Consider the following 24,090-nt stretch of genomic DNA (forward strand, 5'->3'; position numbering starts at 1 on the left):
GGCGGACAACCGCTCGTCGACCTCGGGCGTCTCACCGGGCATGAGAGTTCTGGTGGCGCTGTCCAGCGTGGTCGTCTCGCTCGCGCTTGTGACGTCGTGCGGCGGCGACGCCGAAGACTTGGCCGCGACGGAGGGAGCCTCGCCCGGGTCGTCCCCGCGGTCCTCGGAGATCCCCGGTGCCGATCAACGGCTGCACGAACAGCGCGACCCCTACGACCTGATCCTCACGAGCGCCGCGGTAGTGACCCACTCCGGTCACGACCGGGTCGTGCTGAGGTTCACCGGGACCGGCAGCCCTGGCTGGGACGTGCGGTACGTCGACCAGGCAGTGCTCGAGGGAAGTGGCGACGTGGTCGACCTGGCCGGCGACACGATCCTGCAACTGCACGTCTCCGGGACGCCGACTCTGACGCCGGAGAGCCGCGGCCCCGTTCGAAGACGGCTCGGCGGCGACGTCGTCGACCTCCACGCCACCGGTGCCTACGAAGGCATCACCCAGGTCTTCATCGGGCGCCGAGGCGGCCGCACCCCGTTCCGGGTCTTCGCGCTCACCGCTCCCCCGCGCCTGGTCGTCGACTTCGAGTGACCACCGCCGGCGACTCCATGACCCGGCGACTCAGTGCGAGTGCGCCGCCCGCCGCTCGTACTCCGCCCGGGCCGCGCGGTCGACGTCGGAGAGCGCCTTGTCGGCTCCCATCGCGTGACTGAGGGTGTCGCGCAGCCGGCGCGGCAGGGTGTTGGAGGAGTAGTAGACGCCCTTGGCGTACGCCGGCACCCAGGTCTCGAAGCGGGGCCGCTGGGCGACCCCGACGATGGCCGCGGCCACCTCCTCGGGCTTGACCGGCTTCATCCCGCGCGCCGCGGAGACGCCGGCGGCCAGCTCGGTCGCCACGACGGTGGGCAGGATGCAGGAGACGTCGACGCCGCTGGGGGCGAGCTCGGCCGCCATCGCCTCGGTGAAGCCGACCACGGCGTACTTGCTGGCGCTGTAGGTGGCGCCGTTGGCCACCCCGATCCGGCCCACAGCGGAGGCCACGTTGATGACGTGGCCGCGGCGCCGCTCGATCATCCCCGGCGCCACCAGCTTGGTGCCGGTGATCACGCCACGCAGGTTGATGTCGATGATCCGGTCGGTGGACTCGTCGCTCTCCTCCACCAGCGGCGAGAGCGGCATGATGCCGGCGTTGTTCACCAGGATGTCGATGGGCCCCTGCGCGGCGGCGTAGCCGATGAAGGCGGCGTACGACGCGCGGTCGGCGACGTCGACCACGTGCCCGAGTGCCCCTCCCCCGACCTCGGCCGCCGCCTTGGCCGCGACGTCGTCGTCGAGGTCGCCGATCACCACCCGGGCCCCCGCGGCGGTGAACCGGTGGGCGGTGGCCAGGCCGATGCCGCGCCCGGCTCCGGTGATCACGACACGGGTGCCGTCGAGGCTGCGGGGCGGGGTCTTCGACACGGGGATCTTCATCAGGGTTCCTGCTCTCTGGGGGGTGGGGCTCAGCGGCGGACGAGGTCGATCGGCTGCCCGTCCTTGGGGAACGGCAGCGAGTGGTGGTTCATCGGGGCGCGGTAGCCGGGGTCCACCGACCAGGTGAACTCGCGCAGCAGGTGGTGCAGCACGGCCTTGACCTCGGCGCCGGCGAAGTGCAGGCCCAGGCACTTGTGCACCCCGCCGCCGAACGGCTGCCAGGCGTAACGGTGCGACTTGTCCTCACGGCGCGGCTCGGCGAAGCGCTCGGGGTCGAAGGTCTCCGGCGACGTCCAGTACTCCTCCATCAGGTGGCTGAACTGCGGGGCCAGCGCCACGTAGCGCCCCTGCGGGATCCGCACGCCGAGCACCTCGGTCTCCTTCACCGTGCGCCGCACGACCACGGGCACCGGCGCGACCAGGCGCAGGCACTCCTTCATCACCAGGTCCAGCGAGGTCAGCTGCTCCAGCTCGGCCAGGGTGGGGGCCGGGCCCAGCGCCTCGGACTCGGCGCGGCAGCGCTCCTGCCACTGCGGATGCTGGCCGAGGTGCTGCAGCATCGTGGAGAGGGTGATGGTGGAGGTGTCGTGCGCCGCCATCATCAGGAAGATCATGTGGTTGACGACGTCGTCGTCGCTGAACCGCTCGCCCTCCTCGGTCTCGAGGTGGCACAGCACCGAGAGCAGGTCGTCGGTGCGGGTCGCCCGGCGCGCCGGCAGGTAGCCGCGCAGGAACTCCTCGAGCACCCGGCGCCCCTTCATCCCCCGGCGCCAGCGGGTGAACGGGACGTCCTTGCGGATCAGCGCCGCCGCGGTCTGCACACAGTCGATGAACGCCCGGTTGATCCGGTCCATCTCCTCGGGCGTGGTGTGCTCGGCCCCGCCCATGAACGTCTCGGCGGCGATGTCGAGGGTCAGCTGCTTGAGCGCCGGGTAGGCCCGGAAGCCCTCGCCGGCCTGCCAGCGCCCCACGCCCTCGGCGATCACCGGGTGCATGCCGGCGGTGTAGCCGCTCAGCCGGTCGCGGGTGAACGCCTGCTGCATGATCCGCCGGTGCAGGTGGTGCTCCTCGAAGTCGAGCAGCATCAGCCCGCGCTGGAAGAACGGCCCGACCAGGAACGTCCACGCCGGCCCGTTGGCGAACGCCTTGTCGGCGTTGCGCAGCGCGCTCTCGCAGGCGTCGGGGCCGAGCAGCATCACCCACGGCTCCCCCACGAAGCCCATCGCCGAGACCGGGCCGTCGGCCTCCCAGTGCCGTCGGAACATCGCGATCGGGTCCCGGGCGTACGACGGGCTCTCGCCGATCAGCGGCCAGCCGAAGCGCGGACGCCCCAGCTCCCGGCTGGTGGGTGGGGTGGTGACGGTCATGGGGCGGCCTCCCGAGGGCGCGGCATAGGTGTGTTGCAGGCGTGTGACGCAGACGACATCCGACCTCCACTTTGATTCAGACAGGGCTGTCTGTCAATATCTGTGTCATGGCCGTCAAGGAGGGGCAGTACCGCGGAGTCAGCGCCGCCGAGCGATCCGCCGAGCGCCGCCGTCGCCTGCTCGAGGCGACGCTCGAGGTCTGGGGACGCCGCGACGGGCCCGCGGTGACGATGACCCGGGTCTGCGCCGAGGCCGGCCTCACCGAGCGCTACTTCTACGAGCACTTCACCAACCTCGACGCCGCGCTGACCGCGGTGATGGAGCAGATCGCCGACGAGATCGCCGAGCGCAGCCTCGCCGCGCTGGAGTCCGCCGACGGTGAGCCGACCCAGCGGATCCGGGTCGCCATCAGCACCTTCGTCGAGATCCTCACCGCCGACCCGCGCAAGGGGCACGTCGCGATGGTGGCCTCCGCCGCGCTGCCGGCGCTGCGCCCGCGCCGCAACGAGCTGCTGCGCCAGTTCGCCCAGCTCGCCGCCCGGGAGGCGCGCGCCCTCTACGGCCCCACCGCCTGGGCCGACGAGGCGGGCGAGATGGCCGGACTGATGTTCATCGGCGGTGTCGCGGAGCTGGTCACGACCTGGCTGGAGGGGCGTCTGGAGGCCTCCCCCGGCGACATCGTCGAGGCGGCCACACGCGCCTTCACTGCGACCGCGTGCCGCTAGGCCGCGTGGGTACCGTGGGTCCATGAAGATCATGAGGAACGTCGCCGCCCTGGGTATCGCCAAGAAGTTCTACGACGAGGCCCGCAAGCCCGCGAACCAGGCCCGGATCAAGACCGCCGTCGACAAGGTCCGCTCCCGCAAGGGTGGCGGCACCCCCGGCGCAGACCGCCGGCACTGAGCATTCCCGTGGCACCGGCCGGTCGGGCTTTCGGCTCGACCGTGCCGGTGCGCGTCGGTGAGCTGACCTTCGACGTCCGCCTCGCCGGACCCGAGGACGCCCCGGCGGTGATGCTGCTGCACGGCTTCCCGGTGACCTCGCGCTCCTGGACCCAGGTCGCCGCGCGGCTGGTCGAGGCCGGCCTGCGGGTGATCGCCCCCGACCAGCGCGGCTACTCCCCCGGCGCCCGCCCCGAGGGCGCGGACTTCTACACCACCGACCTGCTCTCCGCCGACGTGGTCGGTCTGGCCGACGCGCTCGGCCTGGACCGCTTCCACCTCGTCGGGCACGACTGGGGCTCCGCGGTCGCCTGGTGCGTGGCCGCCTGGCACGGCGAGCGCCTCGAGACGCTGACCGCGGTCTCGGTGCCCCACCTCGCGGCGTACGGCACGGCGCTGCGCGACGACCCCGACCAGCGCGAGCGGGCGTCGTACATCCAGGTCTTCCGCAAGCGCGGCCGTGCCGAGGAGCTGCTCAGCGAGGACGACGGCCGCCGGATCCGGGCGATGTACGGCGCGGCCGTGCCTCAGGAGCTCCAGGACTCCTACGTGCGCCACCTCCAGGAGCCGGGCGCCCTGACCGCGGCGCTGGACTGGTACCGCGCGATGCGCTCCGACCTCTCCGAGCTGCCCGCCGTGTCGGTGCCCACGACCATGGTCTGGAGCGACCAGGACTGGGCGATCGGGCGCGCGCCGGCCGAGGCCTGCGGCGACTTCGTGACCGGTGACTACCGTTTCGTGGAGCTGCCCGGCGTCAGCCACTGGATCCCCGAAGAGGCCCCCGAGGAGCTGGCCCAGGCGATCCTGACCCGCTTTACCTGAGGCAGGCCCATACGGCACCGTGTGGCGGACCGGCCCGCTCGGGGCAGGCAGCGACGTACGGGGGAGCTCTCGTGGAAGCAATCGAACCTGCCTACGGCACCACGGTGCTGCTGTTGATCGCGGCCGGCGCGGTGGCGCTGCTGCTCTTCCTGATCATGCGGGTCAAGCTGCACGCGTTCGTGTCGTTGGTGCTGGTCAGCGTGCTGACCGCGATCGCGGCGGGCATCCCGGTCGGCGACGTCCCGGACGCGCTGATCTTCGGGTTCGCCGACACGATCGGCTCGGTCGCGCTGCTGGTCGGCTTCGGCGTGATGATCGGTCGCCTGCTCGAGGTCACCGGCGGCGCCCAGGTGCTGGCCGACACCCTGATCGGCCGCTTCGGCGAACGGCGCGCACCGCTGGCGCTCGGCGTCGCCGCACTGTTCTTCGGGTTCCCGATCTTCTTCGACGCCGGCCTGGTCGTCTTCCTGCCGATCATCATGACCGTCGCGCGACGCTTCGGCGGCTCGCTGCTGCTCTACGCGCTGCCGGCCGCGGGCGCGTTCGCCGCCATGCACGCCCTGGTCCCGCCGCACCCCGGCCCGGTCGCGGCCGCCGAGCGGCTCGGCGCCGACATCGGCCTGACCCTGGTGATCGGCGCGCCGGTCGCGGTGGTGTCCTGGTACGTCGGGTCGCTGCTGGTCTCCCGGCTGCTCGGGCGGCGCTTCCACGTCGACATCCCGACGGCGCTGTTCGGGGAGGTGGAGGACACCTCCGACGCCGACCGGCCGGCTCCCGCGTTCGGCACCGTCCTGGGGCTGCTGCTGCTGCCGCTGGTGCTGATCTCCTTCGACACCGTGCTGTCCACGCTGATCACCGCGGGCACCATCGAGGAGGGCGCCACCTGGGCGGAGTCGCTGATGCTGCTGGGCAACACCACGGTCGCGCTGCTGATCACCGTGCTGGCGGCGATCTTCGTGCTGGGGCGCCCCGGGCGGTCGATGGCCGATGTCAGCACGATCCTCGACCAGGCGCTGGGACCGATCTGCTCGATCATCCTGATCACCGGCGCCGGGGGCATGTTCGGCGGCGTGCTCGAGCTCAGCGGCATCGGCGAGGCGCTGAGCACGTCGCTGTCGGACCTCGGGATGTCGCTGATCCTCCAGGCGTTCCTGATCGCGACCCTGCTGCGGGTGGCGCAGGGCTCGGCCACCGTCGCGTTGACCACGGCCGCCGGACTGCTCGCGCCGGCGGCCAGCGCGGCCGCGCTCGGCGACGTCCAGCTGGTGCTGCTGGTGCTCGCCATCGCCGCCGGCGCGACCGTGCTCTCCCACGTCAACGACTCCGGCTTCTGGCTGGTCAGCCGGCTCTTCGGGATGGACGAGAAGACCACGCTGAAGACCTGGACCGTCATGGAGACCACGCTCGGCCTCACCGCGTTCGTGATCAGCGCCGCGCTGTGGGCGGTGCTCTGATGGCCTCGCGGCACCTGGTGGTGATGGGCGTCTCCGGCGTCGGCAAGTCCACCATCGCGGTCCGCCTCGCCGCCGACCTCGGCCTCGAGCTCGCCGAGGGCGACGACTTCCACCCTCCGGCCAACATCGCCAAGATGACGTCCGGGCGCCCGCTCACCGACGAGGACCGCTGGCCGTGGCTGGAGTCGCTGGCCGGGTGGACCGCGCAGCACCGCGAGCGGGGGGTGAGCACCGTGGTCACCTGCTCGGCGCTGCGCCGGGTCTACCGCGACGTGCTGCGTAGCGCCGACCCGGGCACCTTCTTCGTGCACCTGTACGGCGCGGAGTCGCTGCTCACCGACCGGATGGCCGACCGCGACCACTTCATGCCGGCCTCGCTGCTGCGCTCCCAGATGGAGACGCTCGAGCCGCTGGAGCCCGACGAGATCGGCACCAGCCTGGACGCCGCCTCGCCGGTCGAGGACATCGTCGAGCGGGTCGAGGCGCAGTTGCGCGGCTAGGACGACTCCGCCTCCTCTCGAGTCCTTTCCGACTATCCTCGCGTGACCCCCGTCACCCCCCGAAGGACCGAGATGCAGCCACTTGCCGACCTCTGGAGCGCGCTTCCCGAGCCGCTGCGCGACCCCGTCGCACTGGCGGTGCCGTTCTTCGTGCTCTTCGTCGCGATCGAGGCGCTCGCTGCCCGCTTCCTCGAGGACGAGCCGGGCGCCGCTCCCCCGCCCGGCGCCTACTCGCGCCCCGACGCGGTGGCGAGCCTGGCCACCGGCGCGATGTCGGTGCTGACGATGACGGCGTGGAAGACCGGGGCGCTGGTCCTCTACACCGTGCTCTTCGCCTACCTCGCGCCCTGGCAGCTGCCGGTCGACGCCTGGTGGACCTGGGTGATCGCGGTGCTCGGGGTGGACTTCCTCTTCTACTGGGCACACCGCGTCGCGCACCGGGTGCGGGTGATCTGGGCGACCCACCAGGCGCACCACTCCAGCGAGTACTTCAACTTCGCCACCGCGCTGCGCCAGAAGTGGAACAACGCCCACGAGATCGTGTTCTGGCTCCCGCTCCCCCTGCTCGGCGTCCCGCCGGCACTGATCTTCTGGGGCTTCTCGGTCAGCCTCGTCTACCAGTTCTTCGTGCACACCGAGCACATCCGGACCCTGTGGCGCCCGATCGAGCTGGTCTTCAACACGCCCTCGCACCACCGCGTCCACCACGGCAGCGACCCGGAATACCTGGACCGCAACTACGGCGGGATCCTGATCGTCTGGGACCGGCTGTTCGGCTCCTTCCAGCCCGAGCTGCACCGCCCGACGTACGGGCTCACCACGCCGGTCGGCACCCACAACCTGCTGCGCCTGCAGACCCACGAGTACGCCGCGATCGCGCGCGACGTACGCCGCGCGCCGAGCCTGCGCGACAAGCTGGGCTACGTGTTCGGGCCGCCGGGGTGGCGCCCGGAGCCGGCGCCGGAGCACGGCGCGGTCGCCAGCGCCTAGCATCGGCGCCATGACTGCCCCCACGACCGGCGAGCGAGCCCAGCTGGAGACCATGGTCGAGAACCAGAGGAACGCGATCGCCGGACTCCTCGACGGCCTCGACGACGACGAGGCCCGGGCACGGCTGGTGCCGTCGCTGACCACGCCGCTGGGGCTGGTCAAGCACGCCACGTTCGTGGAGCGGGTGTGGTTCCACTCCCGCGTGGCCGGGGTGCCCCGCGGCGAGCTCGGCATCCCCGACACCGTGGACGAGAGCTTCCTCCTGGAGCCCGACGACACGCCTGCGGCGATGCGGCAGGCCTACCTGGACGCGTGCGCGCACTCCCGCGCCGTCGCCGCGGAGCACGAGCTGGACGAGGAGTTCGGCTGGTACGACCGGACGGTGAGCCTGCGGTTCGTCTACCTGCACATGATCGCCGAGCTGGCCCGGCACGCCGGCCACGGCGACATCCTGGCCGAGCAGCTGCGGGACCGGAGGCCCTCAGCCGGCTGAGGCGGCCTTGGCGTTGGCGATGCGCCAGTGCTCGAGCATCGAGGCGCCACCGTGGCCGTCACCCTCGTGCACCAGCAGCGTCGAGCCCGGCCACCTGCGGTGCAGCTGCCAGGCCATCCGCGTCGGCGAGGAGATGTCGCGGCGACCGTGGATCAGCCAGCCCGGGATGTCCTGGAGCCGGTCCATCCGCTCCACGACGGGCGGGTCGCAGAAGCCGTCGTGGGACCAGTAGTGCGCGGCGAGACGCGTGAACGCGAGCCGGAAGCGGTCGTCCTCCCAGCGCGGGTCGCGGCGCAAGCCCCCGGCCCCGATCGAGACGTGGGTGTCCTCCCACAGCGCCCACTCCCGTGACGCGGCGTCGCGCACCCGCGGGTCCGGCGACTCCAGCAGCCGGGCGTACGCCTCGACGAGGCGGCCCTCGCCACGCCGGTAGCCGATCTCGGCGCGCTCCGCGTGGCCGGCGAAACGGTCCCAGGCCTCCGGGAAGATCGCGCCGACTCCCTCGGTGATCCAGTCGACCTCGCTGCGGCTGGTGGTGGTGACGGCGAACAGCACCAGGGCCAGGACGCGCTCGGGGTGGGCCTGGGCGTAGGCGAGGGCGAGCGTGGACCCCCACGAGGCGCCGTTGACGATCCACTGCTCGATGCCGAGGTGCGTGCGCAGCAGCTCGAGGTCGGCGACGAGGTGGGCGGTGGTGTTGGCGGCCAGCGAGGTGGACGGCTCCGCGGCGTGCGGCACCGAGCGCCCACAGCCGCGCTGCTCGAGGCCGACGACCCGGGTGCGCTCGAGGTCGAAGTGGTGGCGGTAGCCGCTGTCACGCAGCCCGCTGCCGGGCCCACCGTGCAGGTAGAGCGCGGCGACGCCGTCGCGAGCGCCCCACTCCTCCCAGTAGACCTGCTGGGCGTCACCGACGTCGAGCATCCCGGTGGCGGCCGGGGCCGGGGCGGAGCGCATGGGTCCATGACACCACGGCTTGCCGGGCTATCGGCCGAGGTCGAGCCGCATCAGGTCGTGCGCGGCCCGGAACCCCAGCGACTCGTAGAGCGGCACGGACATCGGCGACGGCGCCAGCACCACCCGCAGCATCTCGTTGGCCTCGGCGAACTCGATGAGGGCCCTGGTGAGGGCGCGACCGACGCCCTGGCGACGGTGCTCGTCGACGACGTACACGTTCGCGCCGTACAGCCACCGCGCGCGGGGACGGCCGGGCGCCGGCATCCGCGAGAAGATCTGCCCGTTGGCCATCCCGACCGGGGTGCCGTCGGCGGTGGCGGCCACCACCGCGTGGCGCTGGTGGCGCTCGCGGGCCCACCAGGCGCGGAAGTCTTCCTCGAAGCACGGGTCCTCGCCCGGCTGCCACCGCCGCCGCAGGGCGATGAGGTCGCTGCAGTCGTCGGCGATCGTTCGCAGGTGATAGCTGTCGGCTGACACAGGGGCCATGCTGCCGCACCGCGCCCCTTCGGGTCGGGGAGGTCACAGGTAGGGGCGGCTCGTCGCGGGTACCGGAGAGGATCCCCTGCATCTCCACCTGACGTGCGTTCCCCCGGACGCCGAGAGGACTTCGCGTGACCGAGTCACCGTCCGCCACCCCCCGCCGCGCCCTGGTCGTCGGCGTCACCGGCATCGTCGGTCAGGCCGTCGCCCGGCGCCTGGTCGCCGACGGCTGGGAGACCTACGGGCTCTCCCGCAGCGGCGCGACCCCGCACCCCGAGGTGCACCCCGTCCGCGCCGACCTCGGCGACCCCGAAGGGCTGGCCGCGGCCCTGGCCGACGTCGCCCCGCAGTTCGTGGCGATCACGGCGTGGACGCGGATGGACACCGAGGCCGAGAACATCCGCGTCAACGGCGGCGCCGTGCGCGACCTGCTGGCTGCCCTGTCGCCGTCGGGCGCCGTGCGTCACGTCGCGCTGATGACCGGGCTCAAGCACTACCTGGGCCCGTTCGAGGCCTACGGCCAGGGCACGATGCCGGACACCCCGTTCCACGAGGACGAGGAGCGGCTGCCCTACCCGAACTTCTACTACGCCCAGGAGGACGAGCTCTTCGCCGCGGCCGAGCGGGACGGCTTCACCTGGAGCGTGCACCGCTCGCACACCGTGTTCGGCTACGCCACCGGCAACGCGATGAACATGGTCGCCACGCTGTGCGCCTACGCCTCGCTGTGCCGCGAGCAGGGCCTGCCGTTCGTCTTCCCCGGCTCCGAGACGCAGTGGAACTCGCTGACCGACGTCACCGACGCGGACCTGCTCGCCGAGCAGATGACCTGGGCGGCCCAGACCCCCGCCGGCCAGGACCAGGCGTTCAACACCGTCAACGGCGACGTCTTCCGGTGGCGCTGGCTGTGGCCCCAGATCGCCGCCTGGTTCGACCTGGAGTGGGAGGGCTACGCCGAGCGGCCGCGTCCGTTGGAGACGTCGATGGCCGGCATGGAGTCGGCCTGGCGCGACCTGGCCGCGCGCCACGGCCTGGTCGAGCCGGACCTGGCCCGGGTGGCGTCGTGGTGGCACTCCGACGCCGACCTGGGCCGTGAGATGGAGGTGGTCACCGACATGAACAAGAGCCGCGCCGCCGGGTTCAGCTCGACCCGCGACAGCCGGGCCAGCTTCTTCGGCTACGCCCAGCAGTACCGCGACGCCCGCGTCATCCCCTGACTCGTTTGGGGCGGCGCCCGCGCGGCGGTAGCGTGCCGGGCGTGAGACGTCGAGGCAGTGTCGCCAGCCTCGACGTGCGGGTCGCGCTGGCGACCGGGGGGATCGCCCTGGCTCTGCTGGCCGCCGCGGTCGTCGTCACCGCCGTCGCCCCCGAGGCCGGGCTGGTGCGACCGGTGCCGTCGGCGATCGCGTGGGGGCTGGGCGCACTCACGCTGGCACTCCAGGCCGTCGCGCTGCTCTGGCGTCGTACGGCGCCGCGAGCCGTGCTGCTCGCGGTCGCCGCCGGGATGCTGCTGTGCGGGATCTGGGGGCTCGGCGACGCGATCGGCCTGGCCCAGCTCGCGATCCTGGTCGCCGCCTACACCCTCGGCCTCGAGCAGCCGCTCGCCCGGTCCTGGCCCACCTTCGTGCTGGCCGCGCTCGTCGCCGGTGCCGGCACGCTGACGGTCGGCCTGCGCGCCGGCGAGTCGGTGGGACTCGCGATCGGCGGCGGGCTGCTGCAGGGCTTCGGCACCGTGAGCCTCCCGCTCGCGGTCGCGCTGGTGGTGGCGGCCCGCCGCGAGGTCCGCCAGGCCCGCGAGAGCCGCGCGGCGGCGCTCGAGCGCGAGCACGGCGCGCTGGTCCAGGCCGCCGTGGCCCGCGAGCGCACCGCGATGGCGCGCGAGCTGCACGACATCGCCGCCCACCACCTCTCCGGGATCGCGGTGATGACCGCCGCGATCGGCACCCAGATCGACTCCGACCCGGCCGGCGCGAAGGCCGCGGTCGCCCAGGTGCGCCAGCAGAGCACCGCGGTGCTGCGCGACCTGCGCAGCCTGGTCGGGCTGCTGCGCGAGGACGACGCCGACGCGGACCGGGTGCGGCCCGAGTCGCTGGCCGGCATCGCCGCGCTGGTCGCCGACGTCAACACTGCCGGGCGCGACGTCCGGCTGACCGTGCTGGCCGGAGACCGGCCGCTCGGCGACGGCGTCGGCCCGCTCGCCCAGCTGGCGGCGTACCGGATGGCGCAGGAGGCCCTCGCCAACGCCGCCCGGCACGCGCCCGGGGCGACGGCCGAGGTCACCCTCGACGACCGCGACCCCGACGCCGTGCTGGTCACGGTGCGCAACGACCGGTCCGACGCGGCGCCTGCGCAGCCCGGAGGTGCCGGCTTCGGGCTGGTCGGGATGCGGGAGCGGGCCGACCTCACCGGGGCGAGTCTCGACGTCGGCGCCACCGGCGACGGCGGCTGGCAGGTGACGCTGCGAGCCCCGCGCGACCACACCCTGGCCGGCATGACACCCATGGAGGACGGATGATCCGGGTCCTGATCGCCGACGACCAGGCGCTGGTGCGCGCCGGTCTGCGGACCCTGCTGAACGCCGAGCCCGACCTCGACGTGGTCGCCGTCGCCGCGGACGGGCGCGAGGCGGTCGAGGCCGCCCGCACCCTGCGCCCCGACGTGGTCTGCATGGACATCCGGATGCCCGGCCAGGACGGCATCAGCGCCACCCGTGAGCTGTGCGGACCGGGCGTCACCGACCCGGTGCCGGTCCTGGTGCTGACCACCTTCGACATCGACGAGTACCTGTTCGGGGCCCTCGAGGCGGGCGCGTCCGGGTTCCTGCTCAAGGACGCCGAGCCCGAGGTGCTGGTTGCGGCGGTGCGCAGCGTCGCGCGCGGCAACGGGACCCTCGACGACGCCCTGACCAAGCGGGTGCTGCGCGAGGTGGTCACCCGCCGCGAGATCCTCCCGGTCACCGCCGGCCGCGGCTCGGAGCTGCTCACCGCGCGCGAGCTCGACATCCTGCTGCTGCTCGCCCAGGGCCTGTCCAACGACGAGATCGCCGCCCGGCTGGTCCTGGAGACCTCGACGGTGAAGTCGCACCTGGCCCGGATGATGCCCAAGCTCGGTGTCCGCTCCCGGCTCCAGGCCGCGGTGTGGGCCTACCAGAACAAGGTCGTCGCCGTCCCCGATTGAGCCGCGCGGGGGCGCTTGCATCGAAGGATGCAACCTCGCGATCTGCGTCCCAGGCGGCTCGTGGTGGGGCGCGCGAATTCCTAGGTTCGAGGAGTCCTCCTCCTGCGACCAAGGGAACCGCGATGATCGCCTCCACATCCCGCCACACCGCCCGCCCCAGCCCCCACGCCCCCGCCGCCGGCGGCGCCGCCTTGCAGCTGCTCGACGTACGCAAGCAGTACGCCGGCGCGCCCGAGCCGGTGCACGCCCTACGCGGGGTCTCCCTCGCGTTGGAGACCGGCTCCTTCACCGCGGTGATGGGCCCGTCCGGCTCGGGCAAGTCGACCCTGCTGCACTGCGCCGCCGGCCTCGACGCCCCCAGCTCGGGCCGGATCACCGTCGGTGAGCGCGACATCAGCGCGCTCTCCGCCGAGGCGCTGACCCGGTTCCGCCGCGACCACATCGGCTTCGTCTTCCAGGCCTACAACCTGATCCCCCACCTCAGCGTGGCCGACAACATCGCGCTGCCGGAGATCCTCGCCGGGCGCGAGCCCGACCTGGGCTGGCAGGCCGAGCTGCTGGCGGCGGTCGGGCTGGCCGGCATGGAGGAGCGTCGCCCCGGCGAGCTCTCCGGCGGACAGGCCCAGCGGGTCGCGATCGCCCGGGCGCTGTTCTCCCGGCCCACCGTGGTGTTCGCCGACGAGCCGACCGGCGCGCTCGACGCCCGTACCGGGGCCGCGGTGCTGACCTTGCTGCGCGACGCCTCCCACCGGTACGGCCAGACCGTGGTGATGGTGACCCACGACGCGCAGGTGGCCGCCACCGCCGAAGAGGTGCTGTTCCTCTCCGACGGACGGCTCGTCGACCGGCTCGCGGACCCGACCGCGCAGAGCGTCGCGGACCGCATGCTCGGGCTGGAGAGGTGAGCGCGATGTGGCGTCTGGCCCGCTCCGGTGCCCGCGCGCACCTGCCGAGCCTGCTCGCGCCGTTCCTGGTGGTGGCGCTGGCCGGGGTGCTGCTCTCGGGCACCGGCGTGCTGATCGAGTCCGGTCTGCGCTCCCCCGGCGACGCCGGGCTGCTGATCGCGCTGACCCTGTCCTTCAGCGGCACCGCGCTGGTGCTGGTCGTCTTCGTGGTCGCGGCGACCGTCTCGCTGGCCCTGCGCCAGCGCCAGCGCGACTTCGCGCTGCTGCGCGCGGTCGGCGCTACCCGCCGGCAGATCCGGGGCCTGGTCGGACGGGAGGTCACCCTGCTGGCGCTGGCCGCGGCGCCGGTGGGCGCGCTGGTCGGCCTGGTCGCCGTACGCGGCCTCACGCCGATGCTGCGCGAGGCGGAGATGGTCGACCCGGGCTTCGCGATGTCGTTGTCGCCGCTGCCGGTGCTGGCGGCCACCGTGTTCCTGCTGCCGGTGGCCTATCTCGCCGCCCGGCTGGCGACCCGGCAGACGCTGCGCACCTCGCCCACGGCGGCGGTCGCGCAGAGCGTCGTCGAGCCGGTCGGGATCGGCCGCGTCCGCCGGACCTCCGCGGTCGTGCTGGCGGTGGTGGGCCTCTTCACGGCGCTCAGCCCGCTGTTCATGCCGGGCGCGCTGGGGGCTGCTACGGCGGCGGTCTCGGCGTTCTTCCTCGTCGGGGCGGCGGCACTGGCCGGTCCGGTGCTGATCGGCTGGGTGCTGCACCGCACCGGCCGGCCGCGCGGCGGTCCGGCCACCCGGCTGGCGCTGGCCAACACCCGCGGCTTCTCGCGGCGCCTGACCACCGTGGTGGTCCCGCTCGCGCTGGCCCTGGCGGTCGGCACCGTGCAGGCCACGATCGACGACACCGCGGTGGCCGCGGGCGCCCGCCAGCTTGAGGACGGGCTGCACGCCGACCTGATCGTCACCGGCACCGACCTCGACGAGCGGCGGCTCTCCGCGATCGCCGACGTGCCAGGGGTGGAGGCGAGCGCACCGCTCGCCTCGGTGCCGGCGCAGGTGCGCACCGACGACGAGAGTGGATGGCTCGGCACCCTGGGCTGGGAGGCGCTGCAGATGCGCGCCCTGCCCGCCGGCGGCGCGGACGGGACCCTCGACCCGCAGGTGATCGACGGTGAGCTGGCCGCGCTGGAGCGCGACGACACCGTCGCGCTCAGCCGCGACGCCCGCCTGGACACCGGCAAGGGCCTCGGCGAGCGACTAGCGGTGCGCTGGGACGACGGCGAACTCACCTGGGCCACCGTGGTCGCGGTCTACGACCGGGGCCTGGGCTTCGGGGACTACCTCGTCGGCCAGGGCACCCCCGCCGCGCACGGTGTCGACGTCCGACCCGACACGGTGCTGCTGCGCACCGACGACGCGTCCGTGCGGTCCGCGGTCGCCGACCTCGGACTGGGCGTCAGCGACGAGCAGGCCTACGTCGACGCGGCGCTCGCCGGCGGCGATGCGGAGCGCGACCTGTCCGCGGTGCTACTGCTCCTGCTGCTGGTCTTCGTGGGCGTGGCCGCCGCCAACGCGCTGGTCCTGGCCACCGCCGGGAGGCGCGCGGAGCTGCTGCTGCTCCAGCGCACCGGTGCGACCCGGCGCCAACTGATCGCGATGGCGGGCGTCGAGGCGCTGGTCATCGGGCTGGTGGCCTGGCTGATCGGGACGATCACGGTGATCCCGGCGGTCCTCGGCGCCAGCCTCGGCCTGCTCGGCCCGGCGCTGCCGCCGGTCGATCTGGCGAGCTACGCCGGGCTGAGCGCCGCGGTGCTGCTGATCCCGCTGCTGACGGTGGTGCCGGTGGTGGCGCGGGCCGTGACCGCCCGGCGCGAGCCGGCGACGGGCTAGCGATGGATCCCCGGCGGCGGCGCTCACATGAAGTTCTTGGTGTGCAGCGCCGACAGCTCCGCGGCCTCGTCGTCGGGGAAGCCGATGTAGGCCAGCCGCTGCCGGCGCCCCTCGTCCATCTTGCGTTGCAGGTCCTGGACGGCCTGCCAGCCGCGGGAGATGGAGCCGGCGTCCCAGCCGCCGGCGGCCATCACCACCAGCGCGTCGTAGACGCGCTGGTTCAGTCCGGCGGTGTCGACCAAGGCGTCGTGACGCCGTTCCACCGCCGCGCGCAACCGCCCGAGATGGGCCGGGTCGCTGCGCGTGAGGTGGGCGGTGTGGGCGACGCCGAAGGCGACGTGCCTGGCCTCGTCACGCCCCGCCAGACGGGTCACCGTCGCGGTGGCCGAGTCCGGGGCGTGGGTGTGCAGGAACTGCAGCAGGTCCACGAAGGTGCCCTCCCCCAGCACCGAGAGCAGGAAGGAGGCCAGCGTGAAGTCCGGCTCACCGAGGAGGGTGTGCAGCGAGGCGCGGCCCTCGACGCCGGAGACGCCGAGCTCGGCCCGGTTGATCAGCGCGCGGCGGGTGAAGATCTCCACGTGCCGCGCCTCGTCGGCGACCTGAGAGGCCAGCAGCTGCATCACCTCCCGGTAGTGCGGATGCAGGTTGGCCAGCATCCGGGCGGGGATCATCATGGCGGCGTGCTCGTTCTCGACCAGGAACGTCATCACCTGCACCACCGCGTCCTCCACGTCCGGGGGGACGTCGAGGGGCGCGGACCAGTCCAGGATCCTGGCCGGATCCCACTGCGAGGCGTCGGCGCGGGCGTAGAGCTGCGGGGCGATGTCGGCCCACACCAGATCACGCTCGACCCAGGCCACGTCCAGGCTCGGGCCGCCGGCCTCGACCAGCGCACCGCGCGCGGCCAGTCCCCACCGGCGCTCGGCACGATCGCTGGCCCGGTCCGGACGGCCCGCGCGCTCCGCACCCACCCAGCGGGCATCGGAGGCGGTGCCCTTGACCAGGGCCGCCACCCCGGGCGAGCCGGGACCCTCGGCGAGGACGAAGCCGTGTCCGCGGGAGCGGGCCCAGGCCCGCAGCTGGAGCCCGAGCATCGGGTTGGTGCCGGTCACGTCGAGCCGCTCGCCGGGCCGCAGACCGGCGAGGGCCCGCTCGAGCAGCAGGTGGCCTCCGTTGTCGAGGCCGAGGGCCTCAAGGTCGGTAGTCGGCGGCACGGATCGCTCCGGTGTGGTCGTAGAAGCCGGCTTCGTCGATGGCTCGCTCGAGCTGCGCGTACTGCTCGGTGCGGGGCGGAAGCCAGCGGGTCAGGCCCTCCAGGTCCAGCAGCACCCGGGCCTGGGGGTCCTCGTACGACATCGAGAGCAGCGCCTCGGCCAACCGGCTCACCGCATCACGCTCGGCGTGCGGGGACGCGGCCATCATGCAGTGGTCGAACGGCTCCGTGGTCGCCAGCACCCTGGTGGTCCCGGGGATCAGCGTGCCCTCCTGGCTGAAGAGCAGCAGGTTGGCGTCGGTCATCCAGGCCGCGTCCACCCGACCGTCGCGCATCGCGGCCGCGGCCTCTCGCTCACCGCCGATGTGGTCGCCGTGCAGTCCGACGCCGACGTCGAAGCGCACGAGGGTGACGTCGTCACCGGGCACCAGCCCGCGCGAGCGCAGCAGGTGCATAGGCAGCAGCGTCGCCTGTGGCGAGTCGATCGCGCCGACAGCGACCTTGCGTCCCCGCAGGTCGGCGAGCGAGGCCAGCTCGGAGTGGGCCGAGACGACCAGTGCCGAGGTGAGGTCGCGGTCGGTGTCGCGCATCAGCACCGCCTCGACCCGCGTGCCGGCCGCCTCGGCCAGGCGCAGCGAGCGCAGCCAGGCGAGCGGGGAGTGCCAGGCCAGGTCCACCCGGCCGGCCACCAGGTCCTCAGCCTGCCGCTCGTAGTTGGAGTAGAGGATGAAGTCCAGATCGATGTCGCGCTCGCGCAGCCAGGCACGGAACCCGCTCCAGATGGTGACCACCTTCGGGTCGTAGGCGACAGCGCCCAGCAGCAGAGTCATCTCTCCGGCTCCTTCCAGGGGGACGCGCGCACGGCCCGTCCGGCTCAGTCGAACAGAGGCTGACCCAGCAGGGCGCGGCCGACGAAGTCGTGGAGTGCGTCGGTGGTGGGTGCCATCACGCGGGCGGCGCGGGCATCGCGGAAGCGGCGCTCGATGGAGAGATCCTTGCGGAAGGCCGCGCCTCCGCAGACGACCATGGCGAGGTCACTCGCGGCGGCGGCGATCTCACCGCAGGCGGCCTTGACCTCGAGCACCAGCAGCTGCGCGTCGGGGCGGCCCTGCTCGACGGCGCTCAGCGTGGCCTCGAGCAGCGCCTTCGCCTGGTCGGCCTGGATCTGCAGCTGAGCCAGCTTCGCGCGGACGACCGGCTGCTGGCCGAGCGTCTGGCCCACGTGCTCCAACCTGGTACTCCGCAGGTGCTCGGCGGTCGCGGCGGCGACCGCCTGGACCAGCCCGACGCTCATCGCGGCGTTGAGGACCAGGAACGTCGGCAGCACGTACGTCAGCGCCAGATCCAGCCCGGCGCCGTCCTCGCCCAGCTGAGCGTCCCGGGGCACGCGGACGCCCTCGGCGGTGACCGGGCAGGAGTCGTTGCCCCGCAGGCCGAGTCCGTCGAAGCCGCCGACCACGCTCAGCCCGGGCGTCGTGGCCGGGAGGCACCACAAGGTCATCGGGCCCTGCGCGGAGACCGGCCGCGAGGACCAGAGATAGCTGTCGGCCTCGTGCGCGGCGGTCACCCAGCTCTTGCGGGCGTCCAGGACCACCTCGTCACCGTCGAGGACGGCGGTGCCCAGGGGCGCCCAGAAGTGTGCTCGGGAGCCGGACTCGGAGAAGGCGAGCGTGGTCAGGTGCCCTCCCCCGGCGATCTCGGCGAGCACATCGGAGCGCCCGGCCGCCGCGAGCATGCCGGTCGCGGCGTAGTGCATGGTGGTCACCATCGCGGTGGAGCCACAGGACCCGGCCAGCGTCTGCACGACATCGGCCGCCTCGCGCAGGCCGCCCCCGCCACCACCGTTCTCCTGGGGAACGGTCAGGGCCAGGATGCCGGCCGCGGCCAGCTCCTCCATCGCGCGCTTGGGGAACCTCGCCTCGGCGTCGATGTCGGCGGCCTCAGGCGCGACGACGTCCTCGACGATGCGCTGGAGCTGCTGCTGATAGGACATCACGACCTCCGCAGGGTTCGCGCGGCGCCAGACCGCTGCGTCACATCCTGCGTTTCCCACGCCGATGTGGCTAGAGCAGAAGCCGGGAACGACCCTTGACAATATTTCCTGTCAAGGCGCACCGTGGAGTGATGCAGGACATCGAGGTCATCGAGAGCCGGGAGGCCGCCGCCGCGGCGCTGGACCCGGTCCGCGCCCGGCTGCTCGGCGAGCTGGCCGTCCCGGCCTCCGCCGCCGGGTTGGCGGCGCGGGTCGGCATCGCGCGACAGAAGGTCAACTACCACCTCAAGGCGCTCGAGGCGCACGGGCTGGTGGAGCTGGCCGAGGAGCGTCGGCACGGCGGGCTCACCGAGCGGGTCCTGCAGGCGTCGGCGGCGACGTACGTCGTGTCGCCGGCGGCGGTCAGTGCCGACGCCGCCGACCCCGACTCCAAAGCCGACCACCTCTCGGCGGGCTACCTCGTCGCACTGGCCGGCCGGCTGGTGCGTGAGGTCGGCACGCTGGCGCGCCGCGCCGGAGCGTCGGGCAAGCGGCTGCCGACCCTGACCATCGACACGCAGATCGGCTTCCGCTCGGCCGCCGACCGGGCGGCGTTCGCCGACGACCTGACCGCCGCGGTGCTCGACCTGGCCGCCCGCTACCACCACGACGACGGGCGGCCCCACCGGCTCGTCGTCGCCGCACACCCACTTCCTGAGGAGAGCAGATGAGCACGACACCGAACGTCCCCTATCGCCTCGAGTTCAGCGTCGAGGTCCCGGGCACCCCGGAGCAGGTCTGGGAGGCCATCGCCACCGCCAAGGGCATGAGCGCCTGGTTCGCGCCGACCGAGATGGAAGAGCGCGAGGGCGGCTCCCTGCACTTCACCATGGGCCCCGAGATGGGCTCGGACGGCCGGGTCACCGGCTGGGACCCGCCCCGCCGCCTCGTCTACGAGGAGGACTGGGCGGGCCTGATGGGCGTGGACGCGTCGGCGCTCAGTCCGCTGACCTCGGAGTTCATCGTCGAGGCCCAGTCCGGCGGCACCTGCGTGGTGCGAGTGACCAGCAGCGGCTTCGGCACCGGCGCCGCCTGGGAGCCGGAGTTCTGGGACACCATGGGCCCCGGCTGGATGCCGTTCTTCGACAACCTGCGCCTCTACCTCGCACACTTCCCCGGCCAGGAGGCCACGCACTTGGAGGTCACCGCCTCCCACCACTGCGACGCGGAGGCGCTCTGGTCCACCATGCACGATGCGCTGGCCTTGCCAGAGGAGGGTGCGCCGGTCGAGGTGCGCGGCGCCACCGGCACCCTCGAGCGCGTCGGCGAGCGACAGGCGCTGGTGCGGCTCACCGCACCGGTCCCGGGCCTGCTCAGCGTCTTCACCTACGGCGAGGGCGACGCCAAGGCGAGCGCCGGGGTGCGGGCGTACCTGTTCTCCGCCGGCGCGGCCGACTACGTACGACGCGAGCAGCCCGCCTGGCAGGCCTGGCTGGACGGGCTCGCCGTACCGGCCTGAGCCTGCCCGGTGGTGCGCACGCCGGCGGTGGGCGACCGCCTCGACGTGGGGCTACCTGGCCCGCTCAGCGCGAGAAGTAGCGTCGCAGACGTCGCTGCCGATGCTTGAAGAAGGCGTCGATGACCACCGCCAAGAGTGCGGCGAGGCCGGGTACGGGCAGCCGCGGTTGGAAGGTGACCCGGTCATGGACCCGGGTGCCGCCGGCGACGGGAGTCAGGCGCCGCTCGTGCTCCCAACGCCGCATGCTCACCATGGTGGAACGCTCGAGAAAGCGAGTGCCGGCATCGACCTCGGCCACCATCAGATGGTCGAAGTCGAACGGGATGACCCCGAACAGCCGCAGCCAAGCTCGACCGACGGGCTGTCCCAGAGGAACGGTGTCCACGGACAGCCCCCTCGCCCCGCGCGGCATGCTCATGGTCATCCAGGGCAGCATCTCGAAATTGATGCCCTCGGGCTGGACCACCCGGTCCCATACCGCCGCCGCGGGAGCGGGCACCTCGGTGTGGTTCTCCACAGTCCTCGTCACTCCGGCCGTGCCTCCCGCTCGAGATCGGAGGTCACACCCTCGCACAGCGGGCGGGCGAGGTCCTCAGATCCTGCACCGATGAGTTCTCGACGTCACGCGATCGGTACACCCGAGATAGACCCACCTGAAAGGAGCTGACGCCATGCGGAAGCTGATCTACTCGATGAACACGTCCCTGGACGGCTACATCGCCGCGCCCGGCGACGACATCGCCTGGAGCGTGCCCAGTGCCGAGCTGCACCAGTGGTTCAACGACCGAGCCGGCGAGATCGGCCTCTCCCTGTACGGCCGCAAGCTGTGGGAGCTGATGAGCGCGCACTGGCCGACCGCCGACCAGCAGCCCGACGCGACGCCCATCGAGGTCGAGTTCGCCCGTGCCTGGCAGAAGACACCCAAGGTGGTGTTCTCCACGACCCTCGACGAGGTCAGCGGGAACGCGCGCCTGGTCACCGGCGACGCCGTGGCCGAGATCAGCCGCCTGAAGGCCGAGGACGGCGCCCCGATGGAGATCGGCGGGGCCGCCCTCGCGGGCACTGCGATGCGCGCCGGCCTGATCGACGAGTACCAGGTGGTCACGCACCCGGTGCTGGTCGGCGGCGGCACGCCGTTCTTCAGCGCGCTGGACAGCTGGGCGAACCTGCGCCTGGTGGAGACCAGGACCTTCCCGGACGGGGTGACCCTGGCGCACTACGCGTCCAGGCGCTGACGTCGCGCTCTCTGACGTCAGCCGACGTGCCAGTAGCGGTTGACCAGCGCGACGCGCGCCTCGTCGTTCTTGGCCACCTTCTTCATCTCTGCGGCATCGTCGGCCTCCCGAAGCCGCTCGAGCACGGCATCGATGAGCTCGCTGGGGAAGACCCCGTCGGCCTCGAACGACGCCCGCTCGCTCTCGAGCGCGTCGGCCGACTCGGCGCACGAGGACGGCAGCTGCTCAAAGTCGTCGTTGTCCTCGGTGTTCAGCCGTGCGGCCAGCTTCAGACCGTCGGAGCTGCTCAGGCCTCGCCTGGCCGCGACGGCGATGCCTGCCAGGAACAGGTGGACGTCGGCCGAGCCATCGCCGAGCCGGAACTCCACCGTCTGGGGGTGGATGGGCGGCTCGGGGATCGACTCGGTGCGGCCGGGGTTGGCGTGGGCGACCATGCCGGGCAGCACGCCACCACCCCAGGCCAGGGGCACCCGCACCAGTCCAGAACGGTCGGTCTCGCCCCAGCAGATGCCTTCCGGTGACTCGTCACCCTCGGTGAAGCGCAGGTACGACGTCGGCGCGGTGTTGCCGAAGGCCGTCAGTGCCTTGGCCGCCGACAGGTACCCGGCAATCAGCCGCCGGGCGGTGTCGTTGATGCCGTCCTCATCCACGATCGCGCTGGCGCCGTCGCGCACGAGCCTGGTGTGGACGTGCAACCCGCTGCCCGCCCTGTCGCTGCTGACCGAGGGGGCGAAGGTCACTTCGAGGCCATGCGCGTAGGCGACCTCGCGCACGACCCACTTGGCCAGGACGAGAGCGTCCGCGGCCTGCTCCACCGGCACGGGCCAGAACTCGATCTCGTGCTGCACCATCTGCCGCTCGTCCTCGAGGATGTTCCCGACCTCGCCATGGGCGTACTTCAGCTTGATGCCCATCGCCGAGAGGTGGCCCAGGACCTGCTCACGCACCCGCTCGCCCTTCGAGAAGGGCGACGACTCCTGATAACCGCGCTCCTCCTCCACCGGGAAGATCGGATCGACCTCGTCGACGAGGTAGTACTCCAGCTCGCCGAACGCCTCGAGGATCATCCCCGTCTCCTCGGTGAGCACCTCGGCAGCGCGCCGGACGATCTGCTCGTGCGCGTGCGGCAGCGGTTTGCCGTCCTCGTCGTAGAAGGAGCAGAGCACATCGAGAGAGGTGCGCTCCCCGAAGGGGTTCAGGAAGGCGGTGCGATGACGCGGCACGATGTAGACATCACTGGCCGCGGTGTCGGTGCCTTCGAAGACGCTGGACCCGTCCACCCGCTCACCCCGGGTCAGGACCTCGACGAGGTGCTCACGGGAGTTGATGGCGAACGCGATCGTCTTGAGCCGCCCGTCCCCGCCGACGTAGCGCAGGTTCACCTGGCGCAGGTCCAGTTCCTCCGCGGCCTGAACGAGGTCGCCGCAGGTGAAATCGGCGGCCGGCTTCCCGAGAAGGCGGACCAGCGGATGGGGTTCGAAGGGGTCAGTGGGCATGCCCCGTTTCTACCAGCAGCGACGAAGGGCGACCGCGAAGCGAGGGGCCAGCATCACCACCGGCCAGGTGCACGGGATCCTCCAGTTACCCGCGAGTCACACCTCATCCGGCCGCGCGAACGCGCCGATTCACACGTTGAAGTGGAACTCCGCCACGTTCCGTGAGCGAACTTTCCTGGCCTTGGCGGCCGCGATGCGCGGGCCGCTGAACCACAACACGATCCCCGCCAGGACCCAGACGCCTAGGGTCAGGGCCGCTGCGCCTCCGCCGGCGCCGTCGAAGTAGGCCACGGTGCGGACGAGGGTTCCGGCAGCACCGGGAGGAAGGAGCTGGCCGATCATGGCTACCCCGGCGGGCAGCCACTGGGCGCTGGTGGCGATGCCCGCGAAGGGATTGCCCACAAACATCATGGACATGGCCGCAAGGGTGAACCCCTTGGTGCCGAAGCACTCATTGAGGCCGGCCAGGGGCAGGGCCAGGGCTGCGATGCCCAGGGCAACGCTTGCGGCAACCGGGACCAGGGGGCCCTCGATACTGCCAAAGAGGTACTTCAATACGGCCGCGACCACGAACCCGCCGGCCACCGAGAAACCGGTGAGGCCGGCGAAGATCCACCAGCGCTGGCCGGACAGCATGGACCGGAACGCCACGGCCGGCACGATGCCGCCGAACACCAGCGGAAAAGCCAGGCCTCCGATGCCGACGCCGGTCGGGTCGCCCGAGGGAAGCGGAACCACGTCCACGATCTCGGCGGTCTGTCCCATGTTGCCCGCCATGGTGGCCCCGACATTGCTGACCGTCCCGGAAACGGCCGTTGAGCCGGCGCTGGCCACATAGACGGTCATATCCGGATCGGTGAAGTCGAATCCGCCAACGATCTCCCGGTCACGGATTCCTTGCTCGAGGTCCTCTGCATTCTCGTAGGACTGCACCACGAAAGCACCCGGCGACTGGGCCTCCAGGGTTTTCGAGACCGAGTCTGCCCGGTCCTGCGGCCCCACCACTCCCAAACCCAGATCCCGTGGTCCGGAGAGGAGCGACGGCGAGATGAACAGCATCAGGAGGGCAAGCAGGATGACGGAGAGCCCGGTGGTCAGACCGGCCCAAACGGCCGCGTGCTTTCGATGAGAGCCGGATGACGGCGTCTGCGTTGTCATGATCCTTCTTCTTCGGAGGAACTTCCTCCACTTCTACGGAGGATATTCCTCCGGTCTAGACTGAAG

General features: G+C 72.4%; 26 protein-coding genes. 16 read left to right on the forward strand and 10 right to left on the reverse strand.

The genetic code is table 11. The features are described 5' to 3' along the window. The first annotated feature begins 40 nt into the window (after positions 1-40). Positions 41-586, forward strand: coding sequence for an AMIN-like domain-containing (lipo)protein (locus AC6EI4_RS06645; protein WP_498421538.1), 546 nt, complete (start codon positions 41-43; stop codon positions 584-586). 30 nt (positions 587-616) lie between these two features. Here AC6EI4_RS06645 and AC6EI4_RS06650 read toward each other — a convergent pair whose 3' ends face one another. Together AC6EI4_RS06650 and AC6EI4_RS06655 are read right to left on the reverse strand one after the other, a co-directional pair. After that, complete coding sequence (locus AC6EI4_RS06650; protein ID WP_498450976.1) at positions 617-1,468, reverse strand: SDR family oxidoreductase; 852 nt, start codon at positions 1,466-1,468, stop codon at positions 617-619. Between the two features lie 29 nt (positions 1,469-1,497). Further along, positions 1,498-2,835, reverse strand: coding sequence for a cytochrome P450 (locus AC6EI4_RS06655; protein WP_498421534.1), 1,338 nt, complete (start codon positions 2,833-2,835; stop codon positions 1,498-1,500). A 107-nt stretch (positions 2,836-2,942) separates the two neighbouring features. On the opposite strand from AC6EI4_RS06655, the gene AC6EI4_RS06660 reads away from it, so the two are divergent. From AC6EI4_RS06660 to AC6EI4_RS06690, 7 genes are all read left to right on the forward strand, one after another. Then, a complete protein-coding gene (locus AC6EI4_RS06660) occupies positions 2,943-3,560 on the forward strand; it encodes a TetR/AcrR family transcriptional regulator (RefSeq protein ID WP_498450977.1) in 618 nt (205 codons plus the stop codon). Positions 3,561-3,582: 22 nt separating this feature from the next. Further along, a complete protein-coding gene (locus AC6EI4_RS06665) occupies positions 3,583-3,738 on the forward strand; it encodes a hypothetical protein (RefSeq protein WP_498450978.1) in 156 nt (51 codons plus the stop codon). A gap of 8 nt (positions 3,739-3,746) precedes the next feature. After that, entirely contained in the window at positions 3,747-4,598 is an 852-nt protein-coding gene (locus AC6EI4_RS06670; protein WP_498450979.1) for an alpha/beta fold hydrolase, read from the forward strand. Positions 4,599-4,669: 71 nt separating this feature from the next. Further along, complete coding sequence (locus AC6EI4_RS06675; protein WP_498450980.1) at positions 4,670-6,052, forward strand: GntP family permease; 1,383 nt, start codon at positions 4,670-4,672, stop codon at positions 6,050-6,052. Then, a complete protein-coding gene (locus AC6EI4_RS06680; protein WP_498421523.1) occupies positions 6,052-6,552 on the forward strand; it encodes a gluconokinase in 501 nt (166 codons plus the stop codon). The genes AC6EI4_RS06675 and AC6EI4_RS06680 overlap by 1 nt, the downstream gene beginning before the upstream one ends. A 72-nt stretch (positions 6,553-6,624) precedes the next feature. Then, on the forward strand, positions 6,625-7,542 hold the full coding sequence (locus AC6EI4_RS06685; RefSeq protein WP_498450981.1) for a sterol desaturase family protein: 918 nt from the start codon (positions 6,625-6,627) through the stop codon (positions 7,540-7,542). A 10-nt stretch (positions 7,543-7,552) separates the two neighbouring features. Continuing rightward, positions 7,553-8,035: a DinB family protein gene (locus AC6EI4_RS06690; protein WP_498450982.1), complete on the forward strand. Its 483-nt coding sequence runs from the start codon at positions 7,553-7,555 to the stop codon at positions 8,033-8,035. Here AC6EI4_RS06690 and AC6EI4_RS06695 read toward each other — a convergent pair. Continuing rightward, on the reverse strand, positions 8,024-8,989 hold the full coding sequence (locus tag AC6EI4_RS06695; protein ID WP_498450983.1) for an alpha/beta fold hydrolase: 966 nt from the start codon (positions 8,987-8,989) through the stop codon (positions 8,024-8,026). The two genes, AC6EI4_RS06690 and AC6EI4_RS06695, sit on opposite strands and share 12 nt — an antisense overlap. A gap of 27 nt (positions 8,990-9,016) precedes the next feature. Then, positions 9,017-9,466: a GNAT family N-acetyltransferase gene (locus tag AC6EI4_RS06700; protein ID WP_498450984.1), complete on the reverse strand. Its 450-nt coding sequence runs from the start codon at positions 9,464-9,466 to the stop codon at positions 9,017-9,019. Between the two features lie 134 nt (positions 9,467-9,600). Between AC6EI4_RS06700 and AC6EI4_RS06705 the strand changes: the two genes are divergently transcribed. The 5 genes from AC6EI4_RS06705 to AC6EI4_RS06725 all read left to right on the forward strand — a co-directional run bounded on the left by AC6EI4_RS06705 (position 9,601) and on the right by AC6EI4_RS06725 (position 15,431). Further along, a complete protein-coding gene (locus tag AC6EI4_RS06705) occupies positions 9,601-10,686 on the forward strand; it encodes an SDR family oxidoreductase (protein WP_498450985.1) in 1,086 nt (361 codons plus the stop codon). 41 nt (positions 10,687-10,727) lie between these two features. After that, a complete protein-coding gene (locus AC6EI4_RS06710) occupies positions 10,728-11,984 on the forward strand; it encodes a sensor histidine kinase (RefSeq protein ID WP_498450986.1) in 1,257 nt (418 codons plus the stop codon). Further along, positions 11,981-12,646, forward strand: coding sequence for a response regulator (locus tag AC6EI4_RS06715; protein WP_498421509.1), 666 nt, complete (start codon positions 11,981-11,983; stop codon positions 12,644-12,646). Before AC6EI4_RS06710 ends, AC6EI4_RS06715 begins: the two co-directional genes overlap by 4 nt. Positions 12,647-12,768: 122 nt before the next feature. Continuing rightward, positions 12,769-13,551 carry an ABC transporter ATP-binding protein gene (locus AC6EI4_RS06720; protein WP_498421506.1) on the forward strand — a complete coding sequence of 261 codons (783 nt, stop codon included), beginning with the start codon at positions 12,769-12,771 and terminating at the stop codon, positions 13,549-13,551. Between the two features lie 5 nt (positions 13,552-13,556). Then, the gene (locus tag AC6EI4_RS06725; protein WP_498450987.1) at positions 13,557-15,431 is read left to right on the forward strand and encodes an FtsX-like permease family protein; all 1,875 of its coding nucleotides are present in this window, start codon (positions 13,557-13,559) and stop codon (positions 15,429-15,431) included. 23 nt (positions 15,432-15,454) lie between these two features. On the opposite strand, the gene AC6EI4_RS06730 is transcribed toward AC6EI4_RS06725, so the two are convergent. The 3 genes from AC6EI4_RS06730 to AC6EI4_RS06740 are packed head-to-tail and all read right to left on the reverse strand — an operon-like array spanning position 15,455 to position 18,637. Continuing rightward, complete coding sequence (locus AC6EI4_RS06730; RefSeq protein ID WP_498450988.1) at positions 15,455-16,645, reverse strand: hypothetical protein; 1,191 nt, start codon at positions 16,643-16,645, stop codon at positions 15,455-15,457. After that, a complete protein-coding gene (locus AC6EI4_RS06735; protein ID WP_498450989.1) occupies positions 16,623-17,474 on the reverse strand; it encodes a phosphate/phosphite/phosphonate ABC transporter substrate-binding protein in 852 nt (283 codons plus the stop codon). Before AC6EI4_RS06735 ends, AC6EI4_RS06730 begins: the two co-directional genes overlap by 23 nt. 44 nt (positions 17,475-17,518) lie before the next feature. Further along, positions 17,519-18,637: an acyl-CoA dehydrogenase family protein gene (locus AC6EI4_RS06740; RefSeq protein WP_498450990.1), complete on the reverse strand. Its 1,119-nt coding sequence runs from the start codon at positions 18,635-18,637 to the stop codon at positions 17,519-17,521. A gap of 131 nt (positions 18,638-18,768) precedes the next feature. Here AC6EI4_RS06740 and AC6EI4_RS06745 point away from each other — a divergent pair, with 131 nt between their 5' ends. Next, positions 18,769-19,347: an ArsR/SmtB family transcription factor gene (locus AC6EI4_RS06745; RefSeq protein WP_498450991.1), complete on the forward strand. Its 579-nt coding sequence runs from the start codon at positions 18,769-18,771 to the stop codon at positions 19,345-19,347. Beyond that, on the forward strand, positions 19,344-20,135 hold the full coding sequence (locus AC6EI4_RS06750) for an SRPBCC family protein (protein WP_498450992.1): 792 nt from the start codon (positions 19,344-19,346) through the stop codon (positions 20,133-20,135). The genes AC6EI4_RS06745 and AC6EI4_RS06750 overlap by 4 nt, the downstream gene beginning before the upstream one ends. A 64-nt stretch (positions 20,136-20,199) precedes the next feature. Here AC6EI4_RS06750 and AC6EI4_RS06755 read toward each other — a convergent pair whose 3' ends face one another. Next, positions 20,200-20,652 carry an Rv1443c family protein gene (locus AC6EI4_RS06755; RefSeq protein WP_498450993.1) on the reverse strand — a complete coding sequence of 151 codons (453 nt, stop codon included), beginning with the start codon at positions 20,650-20,652 and terminating at the stop codon, positions 20,200-20,202. 154 nt (positions 20,653-20,806) lie between these two features. Here AC6EI4_RS06755 and AC6EI4_RS06760 point away from each other — a divergent pair, with 154 nt between their 5' ends. After that, on the forward strand, positions 20,807-21,370 hold the full coding sequence (locus AC6EI4_RS06760; RefSeq protein WP_498450994.1) for a dihydrofolate reductase family protein: 564 nt from the start codon (positions 20,807-20,809) through the stop codon (positions 21,368-21,370). 17 nt (positions 21,371-21,387) lie between these two features. Here AC6EI4_RS06760 and AC6EI4_RS06765 read toward each other — a convergent pair whose 3' ends face one another. Next, complete coding sequence (locus AC6EI4_RS06765; RefSeq protein WP_498450995.1) at positions 21,388-22,866, reverse strand: glutamine synthetase beta-grasp domain-containing protein; 1,479 nt, start codon at positions 22,864-22,866, stop codon at positions 21,388-21,390. 129 nt (positions 22,867-22,995) lie between these two features. Continuing rightward, positions 22,996-24,024, reverse strand: coding sequence for a hypothetical protein (locus tag AC6EI4_RS06770; RefSeq protein WP_498450996.1), 1,029 nt, complete (start codon positions 24,022-24,024; stop codon positions 22,996-22,998). Between the last annotated feature and the right edge of the window lie 66 nt (positions 24,025-24,090).

Source organism: Nocardioides sp. Z43_10 (assembly GCF_059766615.1).

Coding starts and splice junctions, on each gene's coding strand:
- AC6EI4_RS06715 (WP_498421509.1), top strand. CDS start 11,981: ATGATCCGGGTCCTGATCGCCGACGACCAGGCGCTGGTGCGCGCCGGT.
- AC6EI4_RS06770 (WP_498450996.1), bottom strand. CDS start 24,024: ATGACAACGCAGACGCCGTCATCCGGCTCTCATCGAAAGCACGCGGCC.
- AC6EI4_RS06665 (WP_498450978.1), top strand. CDS start 3,583: ATGAAGATCATGAGGAACGTCGCCGCCCTGGGTATCGCCAAGAAGTTC.
- AC6EI4_RS06655 (WP_498421534.1), bottom strand. CDS start 2,835: ATGACCGTCACCACCCCACCCACCAGCCGGGAGCTGGGGCGTCCGCGC.
- AC6EI4_RS06750 (WP_498450992.1), top strand. CDS start 19,344: ATGAGCACGACACCGAACGTCCCCTATCGCCTCGAGTTCAGCGTCGAG.
- AC6EI4_RS06720 (WP_498421506.1), top strand. CDS start 12,769: ATGATCGCCTCCACATCCCGCCACACCGCCCGCCCCAGCCCCCACGCC.
- AC6EI4_RS06650 (WP_498450976.1), bottom strand. CDS start 1,468: ATGAAGATCCCCGTGTCGAAGACCCCGCCCCGCAGCCTCGACGGCACC.
- AC6EI4_RS06660 (WP_498450977.1), top strand. CDS start 2,943: ATGGCCGTCAAGGAGGGGCAGTACCGCGGAGTCAGCGCCGCCGAGCGA.
- AC6EI4_RS06725 (WP_498450987.1), top strand. CDS start 13,557: ATGTGGCGTCTGGCCCGCTCCGGTGCCCGCGCGCACCTGCCGAGCCTG.
- AC6EI4_RS06695 (WP_498450983.1), bottom strand. CDS start 8,989: ATGCGCTCCGCCCCGGCCCCGGCCGCCACCGGGATGCTCGACGTCGGT.
- AC6EI4_RS06680 (WP_498421523.1), top strand. CDS start 6,052: ATGGCCTCGCGGCACCTGGTGGTGATGGGCGTCTCCGGCGTCGGCAAG.
- AC6EI4_RS06740 (WP_498450990.1), bottom strand. CDS start 18,637: ATGTCCTATCAGCAGCAGCTCCAGCGCATCGTCGAGGACGTCGTCGCG.
- AC6EI4_RS06765 (WP_498450995.1), bottom strand. CDS start 22,866: ATGCCCACTGACCCCTTCGAACCCCATCCGCTGGTCCGCCTTCTCGGG.
- AC6EI4_RS06645 (WP_498421538.1), top strand. CDS start 41: ATGAGAGTTCTGGTGGCGCTGTCCAGCGTGGTCGTCTCGCTCGCGCTT.
- AC6EI4_RS06735 (WP_498450989.1), bottom strand. CDS start 17,474: ATGACTCTGCTGCTGGGCGCTGTCGCCTACGACCCGAAGGTGGTCACC.
- AC6EI4_RS06745 (WP_498450991.1), top strand. CDS start 18,769: ATGCAGGACATCGAGGTCATCGAGAGCCGGGAGGCCGCCGCCGCGGCG.
- AC6EI4_RS06760 (WP_498450994.1), top strand. CDS start 20,807: ATGCGGAAGCTGATCTACTCGATGAACACGTCCCTGGACGGCTACATC.
- AC6EI4_RS06685 (WP_498450981.1), top strand. CDS start 6,625: ATGCAGCCACTTGCCGACCTCTGGAGCGCGCTTCCCGAGCCGCTGCGC.
- AC6EI4_RS06690 (WP_498450982.1), top strand. CDS start 7,553: ATGACTGCCCCCACGACCGGCGAGCGAGCCCAGCTGGAGACCATGGTC.